The organism is Micromonospora yongxingensis (genome assembly GCF_052601155.1).
Genome location: NZ_JBQXEO010000018.1, coordinates 112,342 through 135,088 on the forward strand (window position 1 = coordinate 112,342; position 22,747 = coordinate 135,088).

The 22,747-nt window shown below is 69.6% G+C and carries 18 protein-coding genes; 14 read left to right on the plus strand and 4 right to left on the minus strand.

Annotated elements, in window-relative coordinates:
• Positions 1-37 precede the first annotated feature (37 nt).
• From ACTWLT_RS21520 to ACTWLT_RS21540, 5 genes are all read left to right on the plus strand, one after another.
• A complete protein-coding gene (locus ACTWLT_RS21520) occupies positions 38-931 on the plus strand; it encodes an ABC transporter ATP-binding protein (protein ID WP_445319933.1) in 894 nt (297 codons plus the stop codon).
• The gene (locus ACTWLT_RS21525) at positions 928-2,541 is read left to right on the plus strand and encodes an efflux permease Rv1217c-related protein (RefSeq protein ID WP_445319934.1); all 1,614 of its coding nucleotides are present in this window, start codon (positions 928-930) and stop codon (positions 2,539-2,541) included. Before ACTWLT_RS21520 ends, ACTWLT_RS21525 begins: the two co-directional genes overlap by 4 nt.
• A 264-nt stretch (positions 2,542-2,805) precedes the next feature.
• Entirely contained in the window at positions 2,806-3,732 is a 927-nt protein-coding gene (locus ACTWLT_RS21530) for an ABC transporter ATP-binding protein (protein ID WP_445319935.1), read from the plus strand.
• A complete protein-coding gene (locus ACTWLT_RS21535) occupies positions 3,710-4,498 on the plus strand; it encodes an efflux permease Rv1217c-related protein (protein WP_445319936.1) in 789 nt (262 codons plus the stop codon). The genes ACTWLT_RS21530 and ACTWLT_RS21535 overlap by 23 nt, the downstream gene beginning before the upstream one ends.
• Before the next feature lie 59 nt (positions 4,499-4,557).
• Positions 4,558-5,607 (plus strand): PucR family transcriptional regulator, encoded by a 1,050-nt coding sequence (locus ACTWLT_RS21540; RefSeq protein WP_445319937.1) that lies wholly within the window; start codon positions 4,558-4,560, stop codon positions 5,605-5,607.
• A 362-nt stretch (positions 5,608-5,969) separates the two neighbouring features.
• Here the strand turns inward: ACTWLT_RS21540 and ACTWLT_RS21545 are convergent, their stop codons facing one another.
• The gene (locus ACTWLT_RS21545) at positions 5,970-6,134 is read right to left on the minus strand and encodes a hypothetical protein (protein ID WP_445319938.1); all 165 of its coding nucleotides are present in this window, start codon (positions 6,132-6,134) and stop codon (positions 5,970-5,972) included.
• 956 nt (positions 6,135-7,090) lie between these two features.
• Here ACTWLT_RS21545 and ACTWLT_RS21550 point away from each other — a divergent pair.
• Positions 7,091-10,210 carry a BTAD domain-containing putative transcriptional regulator gene (locus tag ACTWLT_RS21550; protein ID WP_445319939.1) on the plus strand — a complete coding sequence of 1,040 codons (3,120 nt, stop codon included), beginning with the start codon at positions 7,091-7,093 and terminating at the stop codon, positions 10,208-10,210.
• Entirely contained in the window at positions 10,207-11,406 is a 1,200-nt protein-coding gene (locus ACTWLT_RS21555) for a DUF2637 domain-containing protein (RefSeq protein ID WP_445319940.1), read from the plus strand. The genes ACTWLT_RS21550 and ACTWLT_RS21555 overlap by 4 nt, the downstream gene beginning before the upstream one ends.
• A 315-nt stretch (positions 11,407-11,721) precedes the next feature.
• On the opposite strand, the gene ACTWLT_RS21560 is transcribed toward ACTWLT_RS21555, so the two are convergent.
• Positions 11,722-12,612: a LysR family transcriptional regulator gene (locus ACTWLT_RS21560; protein WP_445319941.1), complete on the minus strand. Its 891-nt coding sequence runs from the start codon at positions 12,610-12,612 to the stop codon at positions 11,722-11,724.
• A gap of 107 nt (positions 12,613-12,719) precedes the next feature.
• On the opposite strand from ACTWLT_RS21560, the gene ACTWLT_RS21565 reads away from it, so the two are divergent.
• The 3 genes from ACTWLT_RS21565 to ACTWLT_RS21575 are packed head-to-tail and all read left to right on the plus strand — an operon-like array spanning position 12,720 to position 14,253.
• The gene (locus ACTWLT_RS21565) at positions 12,720-13,220 is read left to right on the plus strand and encodes a cysteine dioxygenase family protein (RefSeq protein WP_445319942.1); all 501 of its coding nucleotides are present in this window, start codon (positions 12,720-12,722) and stop codon (positions 13,218-13,220) included.
• Positions 13,221-13,232: 12 nt separating this feature from the next.
• Complete coding sequence (locus tag ACTWLT_RS21570; protein WP_445319943.1) at positions 13,233-13,730, plus strand: pyridoxamine 5'-phosphate oxidase family protein; 498 nt, start codon at positions 13,233-13,235, stop codon at positions 13,728-13,730.
• A gap of 52 nt (positions 13,731-13,782) precedes the next feature.
• Positions 13,783-14,253, plus strand: coding sequence for a VOC family protein (locus ACTWLT_RS21575; RefSeq protein WP_445319944.1), 471 nt, complete (start codon positions 13,783-13,785; stop codon positions 14,251-14,253).
• A gap of 776 nt (positions 14,254-15,029) precedes the next feature.
• Here ACTWLT_RS21575 and ACTWLT_RS21580 read toward each other — a convergent pair.
• Entirely contained in the window at positions 15,030-16,490 is a 1,461-nt protein-coding gene (locus tag ACTWLT_RS21580; RefSeq protein ID WP_445319945.1) for a S8 family serine peptidase, read from the minus strand.
• Between the two features lie 158 nt (positions 16,491-16,648).
• Here ACTWLT_RS21580 and ACTWLT_RS21585 point away from each other — a divergent pair, with 158 nt between their 5' ends.
• Together ACTWLT_RS21585 and ACTWLT_RS21590 are read left to right on the plus strand one after the other, a co-directional pair.
• On the plus strand, positions 16,649-16,831 hold the full coding sequence (locus tag ACTWLT_RS21585) for a hypothetical protein (RefSeq protein ID WP_445319946.1): 183 nt from the start codon (positions 16,649-16,651) through the stop codon (positions 16,829-16,831).
• A gap of 287 nt (positions 16,832-17,118) precedes the next feature.
• Positions 17,119-17,988 carry an aldo/keto reductase family oxidoreductase gene (locus tag ACTWLT_RS21590; RefSeq protein WP_445319947.1) on the plus strand — a complete coding sequence of 290 codons (870 nt, stop codon included), beginning with the start codon at positions 17,119-17,121 and terminating at the stop codon, positions 17,986-17,988.
• 213 nt (positions 17,989-18,201) lie between these two features.
• Here the strand turns inward: ACTWLT_RS21590 and ACTWLT_RS21595 are convergent, their stop codons facing one another.
• On the minus strand, positions 18,202-18,399 hold the full coding sequence (locus ACTWLT_RS21595; protein ID WP_445319948.1) for a hypothetical protein: 198 nt from the start codon (positions 18,397-18,399) through the stop codon (positions 18,202-18,204).
• Between ACTWLT_RS21595 and ACTWLT_RS21600 the strand changes: the two genes are divergently transcribed.
• Complete coding sequence (locus tag ACTWLT_RS21600; protein WP_445319972.1) at positions 18,305-20,434, plus strand: Hsp70 family protein; 2,130 nt, start codon at positions 18,305-18,307, stop codon at positions 20,432-20,434. The genes ACTWLT_RS21595 and ACTWLT_RS21600 overlap by 95 nt on opposite strands.
• 78 nt (positions 20,435-20,512) lie before the next feature.
• Positions 20,513-22,723 carry an AfsR/SARP family transcriptional regulator gene (locus ACTWLT_RS21605; protein ID WP_445319949.1) on the plus strand — a complete coding sequence of 737 codons (2,211 nt, stop codon included), beginning with the start codon at positions 20,513-20,515 and terminating at the stop codon, positions 22,721-22,723.
• Positions 22,724-22,747: the final 24 nt, after the last annotated feature.

Sequence of the window (22,747 nt, forward strand, 5' to 3'; positions counted from 1 at the left end):
GCGGTCATGATCCGTGTCGACCGAGAGGGCTTCTTCGATGAGCGACTCCGCGCTGCGTACCGTCGGGCTAACCAAACGATATGGTCGTCTGACGGCTGTCGATGACCTGAACCTCGACGTAGCGTCCGGTGAGGTGTTCGGATTTCTCGGACCGAACGGCGCCGGCAAATCCACGACCATCCGGATGCTGCTCGGTCACATCCGGCCGACCGCCGGGCATGCCAGCGTCGTCGGAATCGACGCCGCGGACGTGGCCCGCGCGCACCGGGTACTGGCCTACGTGCCCGCCGATGTTGCGTTGTGGCCGCGACTGACCGGCGGGGAGATCCTGCATCTGTTGGCGCGCATCGGTCCGGGCACAGATCTGGCCTACCGGGACGCGCTCGTGGAGCGGTTTCGGCTTGACCCGTCCAAGCCGGCTCGGACCTACTCGAGCGGCAATCGGCAGAAGGTCGCGCTGGTCGCGGCGTTCGCCACCCGCGCGCCGCTGCTGGTGCTGGACGAGCCGGCCAGCGGCCTGGATCCGCTGATGGAACGCGAGTTTCGGGCCGTGGTGAGGCAGGCGCGCGACCGTGGGCAGACAGTCTTTCTCAGTTCTCACCAGCTCGCCGAGGTGGAGGCGGTCTGCGACCGGGTGGGGATTCTGCGCGCCGGTCAGCTCGTCGACGTCGCGTCCGTGGCGCGGCTGCGGCCTCTGCACCGTGCCGAGGTGACCGTCGCATTCACCGGCACCCCACCGCCGCTGTCTGCCGTGCCGGGCGTCGACGCGGTGGCGGCCGTCGGTGACGGGCGGCTGCGGTTCTCCCTGACCGGTCCGCCCGCACCCGTCCTCAAGGTGCTCGCCGAGGCCGACGTCACGGCGCTCACCGTGCTTGAACCTGGCCTGGAGGAAATCTTCCTTAACTACTACGGCGCGGAGAAGGCACGATGACCGGCGCGGCGCTCATCGTGCGGTCCGCGCCGGGGTTTGGCGTCACCGGTCTGGCTGTCCGGCAGATTCGCCGCGGCGGCCTGCTCGTCCTGGCCTTCGCGGCGGGAATGCCGGCCATCGTTCTGGCCGGCTACGACAGCATGATGGCGGACCCGGCCGCAGTGGCAGGACTCGATGCGTTGGCGGGCAACCCGGCTATTCGTACCCTGTTCGGTGAGCCGGTCGCGCTCGGCGAAGCGGGCGGGTTCACCGTGTGGCGGGTCGGGACCGTCGTCGCCGTTGTCCTGGGCGTGTGGTCGGTGCTGGCTACCACTCGCATCACGAGAGGGGAGGAGGACGCCGGGCGGTGGGATGTGCTGCTGGCTGGCAGGACCGCGTTGCGTGGTGTCGTGGTTCGGCACGTCGCCGTCGTCGCTCTCGTGCCGGTAGCTGCCGGCCTCGTGGTCACCGCCGTGTTGTGGGGCGCCGGGCCCGATCGGGCTGGCCCGGTGGTGCACGGCGCGGGCTTGGCCGTCCTCGGGTTGTTCGCCGTCGCCGTCGCCGCGCTGACCGCGCAGATCTTCCCGGCCCGGGCCTCTGCGACCGGCGTTGCGATCGCCGTGCTTGGCGCTGGCCTGCTGGCGCGTATGGTCGGTGACGGTCTCACCGCCCTGGCCTGGCTGCGCTGGCTGTCACCGTTCGGCCTGTTGGAACTCAGTGCACCGTACGCACGGAACCGTCCGCTGCCGTTGCTGATCCTGCTCGCGGCGGCGGTCCTCGTGTACGGCGCCGCGTTGGCGGCGGCCGGGCGCCGCGATCTTGGCGCTGGTCTGGTGGCGCCAGCCACGGGTCGGCCAGCTCGCCTGTGGCTGCTGGCGACGGTGGAGGCGTTCGCCGTGCGCCGGATGCTGGTTCCGCTGGCGGCCTGGGCCGCCGGCATCACCGCGTACTTTCTGCTCATCGGCATGACCACCACGTCCGTGACGGACTTTCTGGCTGACAACTCCGCCTTCGTCGACGCCGCCGCCCAGGTGGGTTTCACCCGGCTCGACACGGTCGCGGGTTTCACCGCCACGATCTTCGCGTTACTCGCCCTCCCTGTCGGCGCCTTCACCGCGGTACGCCTGGGCGCGTTCGTCTCTGCGGAGTCCGATCGGCGCCTGACGTTGCTGGCCGCCCAGCCGCTGAGCCGGCTCCGGCTGCTCGCAGCCGAGACAACTGCCACGATCGGCGGTGCGCTCGTCCTCGTCACCATCGCCGCGATCGCCACCTGGGCCGGCGTCGCCGCCATCGGAGGCGATTTCGCACTCACCGCGGCCCTTCGGGGCACGTGGAACACCGTGCCGATCATTCTGCTCAGCGTCGGCGCCGCCGTCCTCGCCACCGGCGTCGCGCCCAGTGCTGTCACCGCCGTCGGTTGCCTACCGGCTACCGGCGGTTTCCTGCTCGAGGTAACCGCGGACAGCACCAGCGCGCCGACGTGGGTGGGGAACCTTTCGCCCTTCGCTCATCTCGCCCCGGTGCCGCTGGCCCCCGCCAATTGGCCGGGTGCACTCGTGATGGCGGGCCTCGCAGCGGCCCTGACGGCCGGCGGCGCGGCGGCTTACCGGCGACGTGATCTGCGCGGGTGACGAGGTGACGTGTCCCCGACAACCGGGCTGCTCGGTGAAATTCCGCGCGCGATTCGTCCTCGGAGTCGAGGTTGGGGTTTCCGGGACGCCGCGGGCGCCGTCTCGGACTGGGGGAGTGGCATCGGTGTCCTGTGCCGTGTCTGTGGCGGCGGTCGACTCGAGGGCACAGGCTGCTGGTTTGCCGATTCCCGGCAACGGCATCAGCGGGATGTCGGCCGGATGTTGACCTGGATGCCGGACCGGGGTGCTCGCGACGATGTGGACATGACAAGCGACATCGCCCTGCTGGCGGAGGACTTGACCAAGTTCTACGGCCAGCGCCGTGGCATCGAAGGCCTCGACCTGGAGGTTCGTGCCGGCGAGGTGATGGGGTTCCTGGGACCGAACGGTGCAGGGAAGACCACCACCATCCGGCTGCTGCTGGACTTCCTGCGCCCGACTCGCGGACGCGCGAGCGTCCTCGGGCTCGACCCTCGGCGTGACAAGGCTGCACTGCATCGTCAGATCGGCTACCTGCCCGGTGAGCTCATGTTCCCCGGTCGGGACAGGGCGGAAGACCTGCTGCGCTTCTTCGCTGAGGCACGCGGTGGCCTGGCCTGGTCGCAGGTGACCGCACTGGCGCAGCGGCTCGACCTGGACCTGTCCCGCTCGGTACGCACGATGAGTAAAGGCAACAAGCAGAAGGTCGGCCTGGTGCAGGCGTTCATGCACCAGCCGGCGCTGCTGATCCTGGACGAGCCGACCAGCGGTCTGGATCCACTCATGCAGCAGGAATTTCTGGCCATGGTCCGTGACGCCAGCGACGCCGGTCAGACCATCTTCATGTCCTCCCACGTCCTGGCCGAGGTGCAGCAGGCCGCCGACCGGGTCGCCATCGTCCGCGACGGCCAGCTGGCGGCGGTCGAACGGGTCGAGTCACTCGGGAAGCGGGCAGTCCGCGCCGTCGAGATCCACTTCGATGACCCGGTGGACCCGTCCGAGTTCAGCGCCCTGCCCGGGGTGAGCGACGTGGTCGTGTCCGGACCGGTGCTGAAATGCACCGTCGACGGTCGCATCGACCCGCTGATCAAGGCGGCAGCGCGGCATGAGGTTGTGGACATGCTGTCCGCCGAGCCCGACCTGGAAGAGACGTTCCTGTCGTTCTACTACCACGCGGAAGGAGCCGGCGATGCTTCCCGCGCTGGTGCGTAAGACCTGGCGTGACGACCGCTCGTCGTTGATCGGCTGGGCCGTCGGCGTCGCCGCTTTCACCGGGATCTACACCTCGTTCTACAGCCAGTTCCAGGGGGCCGCGGAGCTGAAGCAGGACGCTCTGCCCCAGGGCATGCTGGACTTTCTCGGCATCGCCGACATGCTGTCGGCTGCCGGCTACCTGCAGGCGACCATCTTCAGCCTGGTCGGCCCACTGCTCGTCCTGATGTGCGCCGTCACGCTGACCGCCCGAACGATCGCTCGGCCGGAGGAGGACGGTGGCATGGAGTTGATGCTGGCCAACCCGATCTCGCGAGCCGCTTTCGCCTGGCAACGTGTGGCTGCGACCGGCAGCGCGCTCACCGCGATCGCCGCGGTGCCCTGGATCCTGTTGATGATCATCGTTCCTCGGATCGGCATGGACATTCCCCTGTCCAACGTCGCTGCCGCGTCCGCTGGCCTGGTCGCGCTGGTGTGGTGCTTCGCCGGCATCGCCTTCCTCGTTGGCGCTGCTACCGGGAAGCGGGCTGCCGTTCTCGCGATCACCGGTGGCCTCGCTGTGGCGACCTACATGGCCAACGCCATCGGCGGGATGCTCGACGGATGGCACTGGCTGCGATGGCTGTCACCGTTCCACTACTTCATCGGCACGGACCCGCTGCACACCGGCTGGCACCCGGTCGAGCTTCTCACCCTTGTGCTCCTCGGAGCCGCAACCACCACCACCGGGGTGATCCTGTTCAACCGCCGCGACATCGGTGTGTAAGCCGAGCCTGGTGGCCGCCATGCACCGGCGGCCACCAGCACCCCGACAAGGAACAACCCATGACTGACCACATCTGGCTGACTGCCGACTGTCACCGACTGCTGGATGTCCCAGCCAGCGCCCGGCTTCAGGCAGCGGTCAACCTCGGCGCCCGCGCCGCCAACGACGGGCTGGAGCTGCGCGACCTTGTCGCCGGCCTGCTCAATGCCACCACCGCCCACTGGAGCGCCACCCCGGTCGGGAAGGCCGACACCACCACCGCCGTGCACGCCCGCGCCGAAACACTGCTGGACACCGCCCGTGTCCTGCTCACCGCCGCAGTCGACGGATACACCCGGCAGAACCGCGCCGAGCTGGACCGCCACGACAATGAACGCGCCGTGTTCGTCAACGACCTGCTCACCGGCCGCGCCGACCCGGGAGGCCTGGCCGAGCGCGCACACCGATACGGCATCCGCCTGTCGGCCACCCACACCGTCCTGATCGCCCGGGCAGCCAGCCTGAATCCCGCCATCACACACCGCATCGATGTCGCACTCGCAGCCAGGTTCGGCGAAGGCAACACCCTCACCACCCTCCGCGACGGCGACGCGGTCTGCATCAGCGCCGGCGGCCTCCGCGGCATCGCCGCCGAACTCGCCCACCTGCTCCTCACCGAACTCGGCGCAGGCAACTGGCAGATCGCCGTCGGCCGCACCCAACCCGGCGTACACGGCCTGGCCACGTCACTCGAAGAGGCCCGCCACACCCTCGACCACGCCGCCAAACTCGGCTTCACCGCGCCCGTACTCAACGCAGCCGACCTGCTGGTCTTCCCCGTGCTCCTCCGCGACCGCGACGCCATCACCGACCTGGTGACCACCGTCCTCGGGCCGCTCACCACGGCCCGCGGCGGCGCCAAGCCGTACCTCGAGACCCTGTCCGTGCTCTTCGACAACCAGGGCAACCACACCGCGACGGCTCGGCAGATGCATCTGTCCGTCCGCGCGATCACCTACCGCCTCGACCGCATTCGCGACCTCACCGGCTACCACCCCGGCGAGCCCACCCAACGGTTCACCCTGCAAGCAGCCGTGCTCGGTGCTCGACTGCTCGGCTGGCCTGCGTAGCGAATGAGCGTCCAGATCAGATTTTGACCGGGCAGGCTGCTCCTCGTGGACGTCCGGCACCCGGTCAGGACAATGGCAGACTGTCGCCGGGGCGATGACGAACTGCGGTCGCGTGAGCTGCTGGGCTGCCTATGCTGGCCTGGTTGAGCTCGCCGTCTGATTCGTCGTCTGTCCTGTGTGGTTCGTTCCGTCGGCATGCCGTCGGCCGCCCATGTCGCTGCGTTCCTGCTTCCAGGTGTCGTGCCCGCGACTCTTCCACGATCACCAGGTGCTGCGAGCAGCGGACACACCACCTCGACACCCACCCTCGCTATCCGGACGTGAGCCGCACGAGAGGTAGGTATAAGGCCAGGCTTTAAGGCTCATCCACGCCTGCTACCTGCGCTTTTGTCGCCGATCTCCATGGCCTTGGGTGTGCGCGGACGAAGCGGTGTCCCGGCGAGCAGGGCGACGCCGAGGATGACAGCGAGGAAGATCGCCGTGACCGCAAATACTCCCAACAGGAGGTGGGCCAGGATACTGTCCATCGACATGGTCCTCTCGGCGTGACTTCACGGCGCGGCAACCCTCCCACATGTCCCTTGCCTCATGCCGTCCGAGAACTGACCCACTGTCTGCGGGCGTCCTTTAGGGCCCCGCCACTCGGTGCCACTAGTAACGGCAGGTCCATGTCGGCTGCGACGGCACGGCAAGCACTCGGGAGTGGGACATGGGTACTGGGCGGCGATTCGACGCGGGATCTCAAAGCGTGCGTGGACCCGGTCTGAGTTGAGACGTGCACCTCGGCTCCCTATTCGCCGACTTTAGGCCCGAGCTCCGGGCGACAACAGCAGGAACAGCAATGAGGCCAGGACAGATTGGTGTCCGTGTCGACCTGGGGCCGGCTACGTCCGGTACCAGATCATGGGCGTGGATCCCGACGGCGCCGGGCGTCGGGAGGACACATGGGCAGGGACGTCTCGCAGGGCGCCTTCCCCCGGGAGGACCGCGTCCGTTACCGGCAGAAGGTCCACGACGAACGGCCATCGGCGCACTGCCACGCTGGCGCGGTGAAGCGGCCCCAAGTCGGGCAACGGTAGGAGCTGACCACCCCACTAATAGGTCGGCACCACGTCACAATAACGCCCACCCCATGTCAGGGCGGAAGCACAGGAGCGAGCCCAAGCCCCTTACGTACCTCACTGGGGAAGGGCATGGGCGAGGCCCTGGAGTCCCTCGATTTCTCTCTGGTGGTCGCGGCGCGGGCCTCTGACCTGCTGATGTGAGGTCTTGTAAGGCTGTGTGAGGCACTGTCAGCCCTCACGGCACCTTCCTCGACCGCCTGTGGTCATACCGTCGACCCAACGGCCAGGAACCCCCACTCACCGCCCGTCGCCCCTGTAGCTCCACGCCTGCGATGTCCCGTGGCGCGCATGTTAGCCAGGCGACACCAATCCGGCAGGAGGCAGTGATGCGAACCAGAACGGGCTCTATCGCCACAACGATGGCATCCGTGCTCCTGGTCGCGGCCGTTCCGGCCGCGCTCCTCCACCTCGGTGAATGGCCAACGCCTGACGTGCCATCGACCGGGGCGATTTGGGACTGGGTCCGACAACCGCTGACCGGCGGATTCCTTGCCGGCCTCGCGCAGGCCGCAGCCTGGCTGATCTGGGCGCTGCTCGTCACCGCCGTCGGCGCCCGCACCTACACACGGGTCACTCGCACGCTGCGGTGGCTACCCACGCTGCACCTGCCGGGACCGTTGCAGGGACTGGCCGCGGCCGTGCTGGGAGCCACCGCGGTCAGCGCGAGCACGGGTGCCATCCCCGCAAACGCCGCCGCGCCCGCCAACGCTGAGATGACCAACTCGCCCGACGCGGTGCACCTCACCCCGCCGCAAGTCAGTCACACCCTCCCCAGCCACGCGGCGGCGAGCGGCACCAAGCTCAACAGTGTCGCGACCGGCCAGGGGGATACCTACATCGTCAAGCGTGGAGACACGCTCTCCGAGATCGCCGAGCGGTGCCTGGGCGACGCCCGCCGCTGGCCGGATATCTTCGCCCTCAACCGCGGCGCCCGCTTCCCCGGCGTCGGCGGGACGCTGCGCAACCCGAACCTGATCTATCCCGGCTGGACCCTCAACCTGCCAGCCCACGCCAGCCCAGACGGCCGCCCAAGAGATGCGGGGCCGCCTACGCCGCCGCCGACCGATCAACCCGACGCCGAGGCACCGCAACCCTCGCTGAACGGCCCCACCCCCGCCCCAGGCAGCTCGGCCCCGGCCACGGTCACGCCGAACACACCCGCGTCGACCAGGACGGCCGCAGCGCCGAGCAGCGGCGCCCCGGAGCCCGCCCCCACCGCGACCGGTTTTGCCGCCAACGCCGATGCGGGCGATGCCCCCACCCACGATCGGGATGCGCGCGGCGTGTCTCTGCCGAGCGGTAGCTGGGTAGACATCGGCCTAGCCCTGGCCATCGCGGGCGCCGTAGCGCTGGTGTGGGCGCATCGCCAGCGCCGCTACATTCCCCGGCCGCCCACGGCCACACCACGCACGCCCCATCCCGATCTCGCGCCGATGCCACCGGTGATCGGCCAGATCCGCCGAGGACTGCGCCGGCTCACCACCGGCCACGCCAACGCGCCGACCAGCGACGCCCCCCACACGATCCCCGCGGTGGGCGTCGACATGCACACCGACGGCCTCACCGTAGGCAGTGGCGCCCAAACGGAGAACGAAGGCAAAGGCACCCGCCCCGATACCCATCCCGGCGCTGACGAGCCGAACCAGGCCGACACCCGCCGCGAAACCACAGCAGACGGCGATGGGCCCGTCCTGCCGTCGCTGGCCAACCCGCTGTCGGCTTTGTGGCCGCCCGCCGGACTCGGACTCACCGGTCCCGGTGCGCACGCCGCCGCCCGCGGGTTCCTCACCGCCGCCCTGGCCGCCGGCGGCCTGCACCACCCCGACGCCCGCACCGAGGTGGTGATGCCGTCCCCGACCGCGGCCACGCTGCTCGGCACCCCGGCGGTCAACCTGCCGCGCACACCCCGGCTGACCATCACCGCCGGGCTCGACGAAGCCCTTGAAATTCTCGAGGCGCGGACCATGCACCGCACTCGGCTGGTCGACCGGCATGAGGTCGACACTGTCGCCGACCTGCGGCACACCGACCCCTACGAAGAACCACAGCCACCGATCATGCTCCTGGCCGACGTGAGCACCCGCCACGAACGCGCCCGCGTCGCCGCACTGCTCGCGCAGGGCCAACGCCTGGACATCCGCGGGGTGCTGCTCGGCCCGTGGCCCGACGGCAACACCGTCATGGTGGCCGACGATGGCGTCACCACCCCCGCCGATGGAGAGAGCCAGCGCCCTGGCAGGCATCCCGCCGACGTGGGCCGGCTTGCGATCCTCACGCCTGCCGAAACCGCGGACCTATTGGCCACCCTCGCCGAGTCGCACACCGGCCTACCGCGGCCGCCGGCCCCGACCGAAGCCGCATCACCGCCGCAGCGCGCGACGCCCATCCCGGCCGCCGCGACCACACCGACAGAAACACCGGTTGTCGCACCGCCTGACACAGACGCTGACGCCGAGCAGAACGTGCAGGCCGGCCACGACCGGACCGGCGCCACCGACAACGAACAGGCCCTGGCGGGCGCCGTCGCCAGCAGCGCTGTCTCGGTTCCCGCCCAGCTGACCGGCGTAGCCCGCGAGGGCGGCGACGCCCACCCACCAGCCGACCCGACCACCGCCGTTAACCACCGGCGGGCCGCCGTCGCCGGGCGGTCGCCAGCCGCGAGTCACCGTGATGTTGGCGTCGAGCCGACGACGCAGCCCGGACGAGTCAGGGTGAACGTGCTCGGCGTACCCGCCATCGTCGACGGCGACCCGCAACGCAGCCTGCGCGCGAAGTCCCTCGAACTGCTGGTGTATCTGGCGGTCCGCGATGGCAGCGCGTCCACGGAGGCGATCCTGGACGACCTGCTGCCCGACGCGCCCGCCAGCAAAGCGGTGCACCGGCTGCACACCTACGTCTCGGACCTGCGCGGCGTCCTGCGGCGCAACGGCGGCCCCGGCACCTACCTCACCCACCCCCACCGCCGATACGAACTCAACCCCGAACGCTTTGACATCGACTTGTGGCGGATGCGCGCCGCGATCCGTGCCGCCGACGCCGCCGCCTCTAAACCCGAGCGGGTCGCGGCGCTACGCCGCGCCGTCGACACCTACCGGCCACTGGCCGAGGGCCGCGAATACGAATGGCTCGAGCCCTACCGGGAGGCCATCCGCCAGGACGCCCTCGACGCCGCCGTGGCCCTCGCCGAGGAACTCGCCGGCCAACCCACGGAGCAACTCGCCGTCCTCGACGCCGCGATCAGCCAACACCCCTACGCCGAACAGCTGTACCAGGCCGCTATGCGCGCCCGCGCCCACCTCGGTCACCTCGACGCCGTGCGCGCGCTGCGCCGGACATTGACCCGCCGGCTCGCCGAGATCGACGCCGAACCCACCGACGACACCCTCGCCCTGGCCGACCAGCTCACCGCCGACCTGCACCACCCCGGCCATCATGCGCGGACGCCACACGCGACGCGCGCAGACGGAGCGCCCGCATGAGCACCTCACCGCACACCGGCAATCCGACCACCACCACGAACGCCGCGGCGTGGGCTGACAGCAGTGTGCATCTGCGGCGGCTGCGCTGGGCCGTACGGGCCACGCTCACCCTCGGCGTCGCCACCTCCGTGGCGGCGAACGTCCTGCACGCCCGACCGAACCCGATCAGCCAGATCATCGCCGCATGGCCACCACTGGCGCTGCTGCTCACCGTCGAGCTGATCTCCCGCGTCCCGCACCACCGCCGCTCCCTCGGCATCATCCGGATCATCGCGACCGCTATCATCGCCGCCATCGCGACCTGGGTGAGCTACTGGCACCTCGTCGGCGTCGCCACCCGATACGGGGAAACCGAAGCCGCCGCCGCATACCTGCTGCCCATATCCGTCGACGGACTCGTCATCGTCGCCAGCGTCAGCCTCGTCGAGCTCACCGCCAGGATCCGCGCGGCGACACCTGACCACCAGCCTGCGCTGATCGCATCGCCCGAATCCCCACCGGCCGCCACAGAGTCCGCCACCCACGTGCCCCGACAGCGATCGGCGCAGCCCAGCACACTCGCTCCCGAGCAGCGCCCCGCCGCTCGGGCGGAGGCCGCGCCAGCCGGCACACGGACTCGACGGCCGGTCGGAGCCGTCACCGTGCCAACCGCCTTGCAGGAAACGGCCGGCGCACCCACTGCCGCACCTGACGGTGCCCGCCGGGATGCCGGAAACACGGCCAACGTTGATGCCGCTGCCGTCGATGACCACCTGCCGCAGGCGGCCGCTGCCAGCGACCCCGCCACGCCCGCCGACACCGCCAACGGGAAGGGGTCCCGCTCCGCGCGCCCGCACCAGCGATCCGCGAACCGACAGACGCTAGGTCGGCTCGACGACGCGCAGCGCGTGGATCCGCCGCCACGGAGGCCGGACAAGGGACCCAGAACGCAGACGGATACCGCAGGGGGCGCGGTCTCCGATGGGGGACTCGTGCCGTCGGAGACCGCCGGCGCGGTGGCTTACTGGTATTGGCGTGAGCCCAACCTGCACCCAGCCGATATAGCCGCGCGGATCGGCCGGTCTGAACGCACCGTCCGCCGGTACTGGCCGCCGCCAGCCGCACGCCACCCGGCACCTCCAACCGCTCCCGAGCCGACCAGCGGTGCCTCAGCGAGACCCATGGGTAGTGTCGGTGGCTGTTCTGACGTTCCGTGACCAGCGATGTGCCATCGACATGGCGGCGCATCCGCTTCTGTCGATGTGAATGTGTGACCTTGTGCTTGTCTTGGCGTGCTGCGTCAACGCCGGCTGGATCCCGGTCCTGGCACGCCTCTGCCTGTCAATCCACGTGGGACAGACAGGCTGCGGGTGCCAGCTGACATCCCGTCCTGATCAGGTTGACGGTTGGTCGACTCACTGAGCTGGGACTCGCCTGTGTCGATCTAGACGGCTCGGTCAGCGGACGTCCGGGATGGCTTTGTGGATTCGGTATCTTCTGGTCGCTCCTTGGTGCTCGTCGAGTGCGGGACCCTACGTGGGTGGGGTCGGCTCACCTGGTCGGGCCTGCTGGACGGCGTGGCGCAGTGCGCTCACGAAGGCCGTGGTCGCCGGCGGATCCGGCGGGTCGCCATAGGTGGCCAGGTAGACGTGCCGCTGGAAGTCGCGAAGGATGCTGGCCTCGATTCCGGGCGCGTGGTGGGTGCGCAGGGCCAGCCCCGGCATGGTGGTCACGCCCATGCCCGCGGCGACCAGTGCCTGCTGGACGATGATGTCGTCGCTGGTGTACGCGATGGGCGGGACGAAGCCCGCCTTGTCGCAGGCATCGAGGAACTCGCGGCGGCAGTTCTCGCAGCCCGCAATCCAGGCGGAGTCGCGGTTGCCTGCCAGTGTCTGGCCGGGTTCGAGGCTGAGCAGGTACATCGGGTCGTCGAACAGGTGCGTGGCGCGGATGTCGTCCGGGGTCGTGTCGTCGTAGCGGAAGACGACCGCGACGTCGACCTGCCCGGCCCGCAGCAGATCGAGTGCCACGCGCGGGTGCGCCTCGATCAGGTGCAGTTCGATGCCGGGGTGCTCGCGGCGCAGGGTGCCTGCGGCGTGCGGCACCAGCGCGGCGAGCGCCGACTGGAAGCCGGCGACCCGGACGCGGCCGGTACGCAGGCCCACCATCGCGGACAGTTCCGCGGCGGCGGTGTCGACCCGGCCGACGATCTCGGTGGCGCGGCGGGCCAGGTGTTCGCCCTCGGGGGTGAGCCGGATGCCCCGGCCGACCCGCTGGACGAGCCTGGCCCCGGTCTCGGCCTCCAGCTTGGCCAGATGGTGGCTGACGGCGGGCTGGGAGTAGTTCAGGTGCTTGGCGGCCTTGGTGACTGAGCCCTGCGCGGCGATCGCTGCGAGAACCCGTAGCCGCAGGATATCCAGCATGCATAAACGATACACATGAGTTAGCCCAAGAATTGTCATTAGACGAATAAGTCGGCGCGCGGGACGCTGAAGGGGGACAAACCCGCTCTGTGAAGGAGGACGCGGCCATGACCCGCTCTCTGGCAACGCTCACCGATCTCGTCGCGGCCCTGCGCCAGGCGATCGACGTGCGGACCGGCTGGACGGACACCTCGCAACTGGTAGCCGATCAGCTCCGCGTGCACCTGCCCGGCCCCGAGATCCTGACGCCCGATCAGCGTCTCGGCCGGCCCGACCGGGTCGCGGGCCACCTGCTGCACGCCGAGCCCGACGGGGCGTTCTCCATACTTGGCCTGGTCTGGCGCCCTGGGCAGACCACCCGGATCCACGACCACATCACCTGGTGCGTCGTGGGCGTGCTGTCGGGCATCGAGCACGAGGAACTGTTCGACGAAGCGCTGAACCCCATTGGCGGGCGGGACAACCGTCCCGGCGAGGTCAGCGGCTTCGCGCCGCCCGGCGACATCCACCGCATCCGTAACGCCGGCGACGAGACCGCCATCAGCCTGCACATCTACGGCACCGACATCTCCCGCGTCGGGTCCAGCGCCCGCCGCTATTACAACTGAGGAGCTCGAACCATGGACCAGAACGCCATCGACGAGGTACTGAACCGCCCACTCAGCCAGGAACTGCTGGCCCGTGACCTGGCCAGGCTGGCCTTCATCGCACTGGACGGCACCCCGAGGTCGATCCCGATCGGAATCGTCTGGAACGGCACGGAAATCGTCATGTGCACCGCGACGAACGCGCGGAAACTACCAGCGTTGCGCCGCAATCCCGCGGTCGCGCTGACGATCGACACCGAGTCGCACCCACCGAGGGTCTTGCTCATCCGCGGCCAGGCGGAGCTGGATGTCGTCGACGGCATCCCGCACGAGTACCTCCAGTGGAACGGCACTTACGAGATGACGCCGGAGCAACGGGCCGAGTGGGAGGAAGGTGTGAAGTCGCTCTACACCGGCATGGTCCGGGTCGTGGTGAAGCCGACCTGGGCCAAGCTGATCGACTTCGAGACCACCCTGCCCACCGCCATCGAGGAGCTTATGCAGCAACAGAACGAACGCCAGCGCGCCTGAACACGCACATGCGCCGCCAGACCCGCCGGCCGCCCCCGGAAAGGAGATCATCATGAACGACACCGACCAGCGAAGCCCCCACCCCGGGACGATCCAGCGGATGGACAACATCGCCATAGTCGTCGACGACCTCGCGGCTGCGAAGGCGTTCTTCGTCGAGCTCGGGTTGGAGCTGGAAGGCGAGGCGACAGTCGAGGGCAGTGTGGTGGATCGCCTCGTCGGGCTCGAGGGAGTCCGATCCGACATCGCAATGATGCGCACCCCGGACGGCCACGGACGGCTCGAGCTGACCAAGTACCAGACGCCGTCGAGCCGAGAGGGCGACCCGCGCGCTCCGGCGAACACGCTGGGCGCACATCGCATCATGTTCGCCGTCGAAGACATCGACGACATCCTCGACCGCTTGCGACCACACGGCGCCGAACTCATCGGCGAGCTGGTGCAGTACGAGGACAGCTATCGGCTCTGTTACCTCCGCGGCCCCGCGGGCATTATCGTCGCGCTGGCCGAGCAGACCAAGTGACCGGTCGTGAACGGCTCAGCGCCGGAACGGGGCCATTTCCAGCATCAGGGCGACCCTTCAGCGTTCCTGACACCACCCACTGCGGGCTCACCAGCACATTCAAGATGGGTCAGACCGAGAGCATCGTCTCGCAGCGAACATCCGCTTCTGCCGCGATCCGCAATTTACGGATTTTGACCGCTTGCGTCCGAAGAGACGTCCGGACACGTCGATGAGCGGGGGGGGGGTCATGGTGGCCCGGTCCTGCCAATCTTTTCGCTGCTGTTTGGATGGTGGTAACCGAGGCGGCCCACTCGGCTGAACTAATGCGGTGCCCGTCGGCGCACCCGACACCAGGACCACGGTGGCGATGAAGCGTGCAGCCTGCCGATGGTGGGCAGGTGCTGACGCGTCGCTCGGTGTAGAGGGCAGCCGGGCCGGCCTGACCCGGAGGACCGGGCTGTCCGTCGCGGACGCCCGGTCTCCGGAAGGCTTCCGGTGTTCAGGGGAGCAGGCCCAGCGTTCGAAGTGTTGCCTGTCCTCGGACGCCGTCGGGATGACCTTCTCCTGTTGTCAGGCGCTCCGGCGCCTCGTCGGCGGCGAGGAGTCTTCCCCCGGTACTAGTTCATGAACGTCCCGGCGTACGGGCGGTCCTGGTCGTGGATCGTGAGCTGTGCCAGGGCAAACACGGTCATCGCGGCATGTCGCCAGCCGGTGATCGTCCGCTCCGTGGTGCTGTTTGTTGTCGGTGACGGTGCCGGCTGAAATCGCTACTGCGCCGTTGAGCTGATCGGCCGTCAGGCAGGTGTCGCCCCCAGCAGGACTGCCGAGGCGTATACGTCGACGAGGCCGGTTCCCTTGTCGACCGCGGTGGTGTAGGGCCCGACGGTCTGGTAGGCCGCGCCGTCCGTGAACTTGTACGCCGTGGCCTTGAGCGCGTCCTCGACCTGGGCCGGGGTCGCGTTCGGTGCGACCTGGAACAGTTGGGTAACGATGCCCACGACGTGCGGGGTTGCCATCGAGGTGCCGCTGATCGTGTTGAACGTGCCGAGGTCCAGGGGCCCGGGGCCGTTGTGCGGGTCCAGACCGGTCGAGCAGATCAGCAGGTATGGCCGGCAGGCCGAGGTGATGTTCGATCCGGGTGCCGAGACGTCCGGGTAGGTCTCCGGGTGTCCCGCCGCCCCGCGGCTGGAGAACGTCGACACGCTACCGTCGCGGGTGCCGGTGCCATGGTCGTCGTAGGAGGCGACCATGAGGATGCCCGGAGTGGCGTCCTGACCCGGAGGGTTGGTGGCGCTGTTGTCCGGGCCGTCGTTGCCGGCCGCCCAGACGGTGACGACACCCTCGGCGGCCAGCGCCCGTTGCAACTTGGTGGTCGCCGAGTTCGGATCGAACGCCCCACCGCCACTGGGGCCGTACGAGTTGTTGCTCACCTTGATCGGTGGGCAGCCCGCGCACGGGTTCAGGTGATGGTCGAGCACCCAGTTCAGCGCGCTGTCCGCACCGAAGATGCTCAGTCCCGCGCCGACCGACAGGCTGATCAGCGTGGCGTCAGGGGCAGCGCCGTGCAGCCGGGTGCCGTCGGTGAGCGTCGTGTCCCGCCCGGCGACGATCCCCGCGACGTGCGTGCCGTGCCCGCCGGCCGACAGCGTGTCGGTGTCGTTGGCCGCGGTCAGGTCGAGGAAGCACGAGTCGTTGGGTAGCGGGAGTGGCAGACCCAGGTCGGTGAGCGGGCCGCAAATGTTCTTCAGATTGAGCTTCACTGCGCTGGTACCGTCCGCGTTGCGGAAGAACGGGTGCGTGCCGTCCACGCCCGTGTCAATGATCGCCGCCGACACACCGCGCCCGTCGACCGGCCGTCCCTGTCCGTCGCGCAGCTCAGCGCGCGCCTGCTCGCCTCGGGTAGCGACGTTCGAGGTCGACAGGTATGGCCGCAGCGGCTGGTCACCTTCGACGTAGGTGACACCGGCATGACCGCGAACGGCCAAGATCTGCTCGGCGGTGCCGCGCGCAACCGCGACGCCGATCTTGTTCCAGGTGGTGATGAGTTTGAGGCCGGTATCGGCGGCCGCCTGCCGGGCGGCGCCGATGCTCGTACCGTGCACAAACACCGGGATCGCGCCGGAGGCTGTCGTCAGCGTCCGCGCCAGGGAACTGGATATCGGGGCGAGTGGGTTGCTCGCCTGCGCCGGCGCGACCGGCGCGACGAGCGCCGCGGCAAGGACGCCGGCGATCAGGGGAGGGGTGGTTCGAAGCATGAGGGGACTCCTCTGGAAGCGTGTGTGACGCCTATCTATGTGCTACATCGGCGGTCACCAAACTTTCGCAACACAGGTATGTCCTGAGGGCGCGAGTGCGTACGGAGGCACCCGCTCGCACTGCAGCCGTCAGTTGATGCAGCTGGGAGACCAGGGGTGTGGTCTTCGCCGAGGGAGCGGCCCTGGTCGACCAGGATCCGCAGCAGCTCGGTCAGGTCGGCCGCGTCCGACCGGGCGGTACGCCCCGACTCGACCAGGGCGAGGATCCGTTCCGGGTCGGTGTCGGGCAGGTTGTGGTGGCGGCGGTGCAGCAGGCCGCGCAGCAGGGTCCGGCGAGGTAGCGGCCTCGCCGATCGACCACGCACATGAAGTGGGACCACGGCGATGCCGGCGGGGCGCCGCAGGGGCTTCGGGGTGTAAGGGGAGCAGAATAATCGGTGTCCTCGGCTGTGAATCGCGTCAGAAGACGGCTCCCTAGCGCCACCTGCGAGTCCCGCTCGCGTCCTGCGGCCGGCCTATGGGCGCTCGTTGACATCCGCCGCTAGCCATCACCTCTGGCGGGCGCCGCGGTTTGGCGCCCGCGTCGGCGGGAAGCGCGTGGACCTGCGACAACGAGGAGAGGACTCTCATGACATCGACCCCACTGCCTGGCGGGACGTTCACCTTGGCGGAGGATTTGACGTTCACCCGGATGGGGTACGGCGCGATGCAGTTGGCCGGCCCGCACGTCTTCGGTCCGCCGGCCGACCGCGACGCTGCCGTGGCGGTGCTGCGCGAGGCCGTTCTCCTGGGTATCAACAACATCGACACCGCCGACTACTACGGCCCGTACGTCACCAACGAGATCATCAGGGAGGCTTTGCACCCGTACCCTGACGATCTACACATTGTGACGAAGGTTGGAGCGTTGCGGGACGCCGAGGGGAACTGGCCGCCGGCGCTCACTCCTGAGCAGCTGCGCCAGGCTGTGCACGACAACCTGGATCACCTCGGGCTAGACGCACTCGACGTGGTCAACCTGCGCGTCGGTGGGCTCGACCGACCCACTCCCGGCCCGATCGCCGAGCCGTTCACCGCGCTCGCGCAGCTGCAGCAGGAGGGCCTGATCAAGCATCTCGGTCTCAGCACCGTCAACGCTGAGCAGATCGCCGAAGCACAGTTCATCGCGCCGATCGTATGCGTCCAAAACTTCTACAACATCGCCAACCGCAACGACGATGACCTGATCGACTCCCTCGCCGCACAGGGCATCGCCTACGTGCCCTATTTCCCGCTCGGCGGCTTCTCCCCGCTGCAGTCCGAGGAACTGAACGCCGTCGCCAACCGCCTCGACACCACACCGATGGCCGTCGCGCTGGCGTGGCTGCTCCAGCGCTCTCCGAACCTCCTGCTCATCCCCGGCACCTCATCGGTCACGCACCTGCGTGAGAACGTCAACGCTGCTGGGCTGACCCTCCCCAAGGATGCACTGACCGAACTGAACGCCATCGCGTCGTGAACACGACCACCGCGCAACCTCCGATCGGGTTCATCGGCCTCGGCGACCGGGGACCACCTGTGGTGGACCGCCGTCGCCGAAGCGGAGTGCCCCCTGCACATGGAGCCCGCCGACCCGGCCCCCTCGACGCGGTCGGCGACGACGCGCACGTCCGGCAGGAACCCAGTCGCTGGGCTGACTGGTTGAGGATGCTGTGCCGTCCACCCGTCGAGGTCATTCGCAGCGGTCCTCCGAGCCGCGCCCGTACGGCTGGCAACAGTCGGGCCTGTGCTGGTACACGCGCAGGTCCCGGCCGCGGGATCGCCCGATGTTCGAGGTGCGCTCGTACAGGCACGCACCCCACACCACGGACTCGCCGCCCCCGTCGATGACGTGCCCGTCGCCTGGCCCGCCGCGCAACAACACCTCCATCCGACTGACGTACCACGCGGGACCGGCGGGCGCAGGACGACGGCAAAGGTCAGGACGCCCTGCGCACAGGCCACCGATGCGACGTCACGAGAAGCGAAGCGGACGGGCCCTCATTCCTGGCTGTAGTGGCGGGGTGACGTATGCGAGATGTTCATGTTTGACTATGCCTATGCAGGCGGGGGAGGCGCGGCTAGCGATCGACTGCGGCACCACCAGCACCGTCGCCGTCCTTGCCTGGCCCGACGGCAGTTGGTCGCCACTGTCCTTCGACGGCGCACCGCACCTGCCCAGCGCCGTCTATCTCTCCCCGGACGGCGAGATGTGGACAGGGCAGCGGGCCTGGCAGGCTGGGGCGGAGCAGCCGAACCGGTTCATCCCGGCACCGCGCCGTCCCGCCGACGACCGGCTCACCGTCGACGGAGCTGTTGTTGACGCTCTCGAGCTAACGGCCGCTACCTTGCGCCGCGTCGCTGCCGAGGCCGAGCGGGTCGTCGGGGGCCCGGTGCAGGATGTGCGGTTGGTGGTGCCGGCGGGGTGGGGGCCGCGGCGGCGCACCTGGATGCGGCAGGCCGCCCACCGGGCCGGTCTTCCACAGCCACGCCTGGTGGAAGCGCCGGTGGCCGTCGCCGAGCATTTGGTGGCCACCGGCCTGCAATGGCCGGTGGGGTCGTTCATCGCTGTCTGCGATCTGGGTGCGGGCGTGGAGGTCACTGTGCTGCGCCGTGGCCCTGCCGGCTTCGAGGTCCTCGCGACCCTCGCCGACCCGGGCGCCGGTGGCAGCGCCATCGACCAAGCGCTCGCCGCGTTCCTCACCGGCGACCCCATGCCCGAGGACGGCGGTGATGGCGCACTGCGGTGGACGGTGGCCGCCAGCGTTCAAGCTGCGAAGGAAGCCCTGGCGCATCACCCGGCCGTGACCGTGCCGCTTCCCGACCGGCCACCCATCATCGTGAACAACGCCATGCTCGAGGAGGCCGCCCGCCCGGTCCTGCAGCGCGCTGCGCGGCTGACCAGCGAGGCGGTCACCGCAGCCGAGATCAGCACCGATGAACTCGCCGGCGTCTACTGCGTCGGCGGCGGCGCGCACCTGCCGCAACTGGAGAAACTCATCGCCGATGAGACCGGCGTCGCTCCGACGGTGGTCACGGAGCCGGCGCTCGTTGTCGCCCGAGGCGCCGCGGACGCCGGCGCCGCCAACCCCAGCATGGCGAGCGCCGTCGAGGTGCCGGTGCCGCCGGTGCGGCGGGCTGTCGCCATCGCCGTGCCCGGCTTCGCGTCCCTGGCGCTGATCTGGCAGTGCCTCATGACCGCAGAGCAGCACAGCACGCTGAACGTGCACTACTGGGTGACCCTGAACTGGGGCGAGCTCACCATGGCTGCCGTGTTCGCCCTGCTGGCATGCCTCGGAGCGGGCACCATCCTCGGCTCCCTCGCCGCCGCCCACAGCCCCACCCCCGACACCCGGTCCGAAGGCGGAAAGATCAGCATCGGCATCCTCGCCGCCGTCTCCCTCGGCCTCGCGATCGCGGGCCTCTACGCAGTGGTTGCCAGCCAGTACCTAGGCCAGCCAGTGGGCGCGTTCCTCCGATGGGCCCTCTGGCCGATCACCCCGACTGTGCTGATGGCCGCCGCCATGGCGGTCGTCGCCGCCCGGCAATGGCGCGCACCCCACGGTGGCTGGTCGGCGCTGCTGGCCGTGCCGACCGGCTCCGTCGTCGCCGCAGCCGTCGGCATGGCGTTGATCCAGTACTCCCTGACCGCCGACCGGTGGCCCGACCTCATCCTGTGGATCGACATCGCCGGCCGCGTCGGTGGCCTGCTCCTCGGCGTCGGGGTGGTCATGGCAGTCGTGACGCCGCTGGTGTTCCGTCTCATCCTCGCCGCACCCCTTGCCGTGATCACCGCCGCGATCGTCAGTTCACAGGCCGCCGGCATCCTCGGCGTCATCTACGCCATCGCCATCGCCGTCTGGTGGGCCGCGCGGTTGTGGACACGCGTCATCCGCCCCGCCGCACCCGCCGCCCATGCCCCTTGATCCGTCCCACGGCAACGGGGCCGCCATGACGAGCGCGGACCGCGGCTTAGCCGCCGCGAGACGCTGCATCGGCTGCCGGTGGGCGACGTGCGCGAGCCGGCGCGGCAGCGTCAGCCGACCCGACGGCGGGTCCGCAACCTGCGGGGGGAGGTGCCCGCGATGCGGTGGCCGCGCAGGATAGGCGCCAGCCTCTTCCTCGTCTTCCTGCTGACCGGCCCGCCGCTGCTGCTGGCGCGCACTGTCGGATGGCCACTTCGCCGGTGGCCGAGCCCGCAGCAGGCGCGGCAGTGGCTGGAACAGCCCCTGACCGAGCAGACCCTGACCGGCGCCCTGGCGATCCTCGCCTGGCTGGTGTGGCTGTTGCTCGCCGGCACACTCCTCGTCCGACTGGTCGCGAGGACCCGCACCGGGATGCGGTGGCTGCGCCGGGTACCGCTTCCCACACCGCTTCAGGCCACCGCCACCGGCATGGCCGGCGCCGCGGTCTTCAGCGCCTCCGCCAGTACGACGCCCACACCACCGGCAGACATCCCCTCGACGACGGTCGGCACCGCCGACCACCACACGACCACCACCCGTACCGCCGAGACGCGCGGTACGACGGTCACCATCGACCCAGACGGGGTCACGGTGCCGGGTGGCTGGATACCCCACGCTAGCGCCGAACAGGTTGCCGCGGCCGCAGCACTCGTGTGGCTGCGCCGCCGGCGCGCCTACCGCCCGGATGAGGCCGGGCCGGCGCAACGCGACAACCTCGACCTCGCCCCGCTGCCAGAGACCGTCACCGCAACTCACGCAGCGTTGGCCGCCTCTGACGGCACCGGTCCATCCGATCTCACCGCACCGAATCAGCGCACGGAACAGCCGCCGGACTCATTGCTGGCGGATGTGCCCCCGGCGGGCGTCGGGCTCACAGGGGTTGCCGCCGACGATGCTGCTCGCGGCGTTCTCGTCACCGTCCTGCTGCGCGCCCTGCACCAGCGCAGCGCAGGGACGGCGCTCATCACCACAATCGGGGACCTGACCAGGCTGCTCGGCCCCTCCGCACAACGGATCCACTCGGTTTCGGGTCTCACCGTCGCCGCATCACTTCAGGAAGCAGTGACGGTGCTGGAGGAACACCCGCACCATCAGACTCCTGACACCACCACTGGGCAGGGCAGCAGCTCGGCGAATTGCCCATCCCGCCAGCCGCCCCGGGTCTTGCTCACCCACACACCGCAGGATCCCGGCACCGCACGCCGCCTCAAGGCCGCACTCGCAGCCACCGGCGGCACCGCCATCGCAGTCCTCGTCGGAGCCTGGCGGCACGGCGCGACCTGGGAGATCACGGCAACCGGTCACGCCTACGACGGCACCCAGGAGCAGCCGGCAACGCCAAGAATGTGCGTTCTCAACGCGGCGGCTGCCACCGATCTGCTCACAGTGATCAGCCAGGCCCAGCCCCACCCGGGACACAACACGCCACTCACTTCGGCAGCCGACCCACCGCCGACCCGGGCGCGCGTCCCACGGCAGACCGCTCGAGGCCAAGCGCCAACCACGCCCCGCCACACCACCAAACAGCCTCTGCACCTGCAAATCCTCGGCGACACCACGCTGAAGAGCCACGGCCAGCCGGTGACGATCCGGCGCACCGCCGCCCGCCAAGCCCTGGTCTTCCTCGCCGTGCACTCCGGCGGCGCCAACAGCCGAGACCTGACAACCGCCATCTGGCCCGGCCTTCCCGCACACACCGTCACCGCCCGCCTCTACACCACCCTCAGCGACCTCAGAAAAGCCGTCGCCGCCGTCAGCGACGTTCCGCTCATCGAGCACGCCGGCGACCGCTACCGCCTGCGCCGCGACCACATCGAGGTAGACCTGTGGCGGTTCCACGCTGCGGTAGAACATGCCGCCACCGCTGTGACCGCACGCCCCGCCGCCTGGCAGACCGTCATCAACGCCTACACCGGCAACCTCGCCGCCGAACACGACTGGCCATGGCTCAACCCGCCACGAGAAGCCCTACGCAGGCACGTCATCGACGCCTACACCGCCCTGGCCGCCACCCAGCCCGACCCGCGGCGCGCCCTGTCCCTGCTGCAAGACGCGATCCGCGTCGACCCGTACAACGAAGACCTGCACCGCCGCGCCATACACGCCCTCGAGGCGCTCGGCCACCACGCCGCTGCCGAAGACCTGTTCACCACCTTCAACCGACGGCTGACCGACGCCGGCATGGAGCACGTCATCCCCGAAAAAGAAGTCCGGCAGCCGCGCGCAGCCTCAAGCGGGCAAAAGCACTAGCAGTCCGCCCCGGCCTGCAGGCGA

Excerpts from the sequence above, each read along its gene's own strand:
- ACTWLT_RS21595 (WP_445319948.1), bottom strand. The coding sequence starts at position 18,399 with ATGGAGGTGTTGTTGCGCGGCGGGCCAGGCGACGGGCACGTCATCGAC.
- ACTWLT_RS21570 (WP_445319943.1), top strand. The coding sequence starts at position 13,233 with ATGGACCAGAACGCCATCGACGAGGTACTGAACCGCCCACTCAGCCAG.
- ACTWLT_RS21540 (WP_445319937.1), top strand. The coding sequence starts at position 4,558 with ATGACTGACCACATCTGGCTGACTGCCGACTGTCACCGACTGCTGGAT.
- ACTWLT_RS21575 (WP_445319944.1), top strand. The coding sequence starts at position 13,783 with ATGAACGACACCGACCAGCGAAGCCCCCACCCCGGGACGATCCAGCGG.
- ACTWLT_RS21550 (WP_445319939.1), top strand. The coding sequence starts at position 7,091 with ATGGCATCCGTGCTCCTGGTCGCGGCCGTTCCGGCCGCGCTCCTCCAC.
- ACTWLT_RS21535 (WP_445319936.1), top strand. The coding sequence starts at position 3,710 with ATGCTTCCCGCGCTGGTGCGTAAGACCTGGCGTGACGACCGCTCGTCG.
- ACTWLT_RS21530 (WP_445319935.1), top strand. The coding sequence starts at position 2,806 with ATGACAAGCGACATCGCCCTGCTGGCGGAGGACTTGACCAAGTTCTAC.
- ACTWLT_RS21565 (WP_445319942.1), top strand. The coding sequence starts at position 12,720 with ATGACCCGCTCTCTGGCAACGCTCACCGATCTCGTCGCGGCCCTGCGC.
- ACTWLT_RS21525 (WP_445319934.1), top strand. The coding sequence starts at position 928 with ATGACCGGCGCGGCGCTCATCGTGCGGTCCGCGCCGGGGTTTGGCGTC.
- ACTWLT_RS21520 (WP_445319933.1), top strand. The coding sequence starts at position 38 with ATGAGCGACTCCGCGCTGCGTACCGTCGGGCTAACCAAACGATATGGT.
- ACTWLT_RS21580 (WP_445319945.1), bottom strand. The coding sequence starts at position 16,490 with ATGCTTCGAACCACCCCTCCCCTGATCGCCGGCGTCCTTGCCGCGGCG.
- ACTWLT_RS21560 (WP_445319941.1), bottom strand. The coding sequence starts at position 12,612 with ATGCTGGATATCCTGCGGCTACGGGTTCTCGCAGCGATCGCCGCGCAG.
- ACTWLT_RS21545 (WP_445319938.1), bottom strand. The coding sequence starts at position 6,134 with ATGGACAGTATCCTGGCCCACCTCCTGTTGGGAGTATTTGCGGTCACG.
- ACTWLT_RS21555 (WP_445319940.1), top strand. The coding sequence starts at position 10,207 with ATGAGCACCTCACCGCACACCGGCAATCCGACCACCACCACGAACGCC.
- ACTWLT_RS21590 (WP_445319947.1), top strand. The coding sequence starts at position 17,119 with ATGACATCGACCCCACTGCCTGGCGGGACGTTCACCTTGGCGGAGGAT.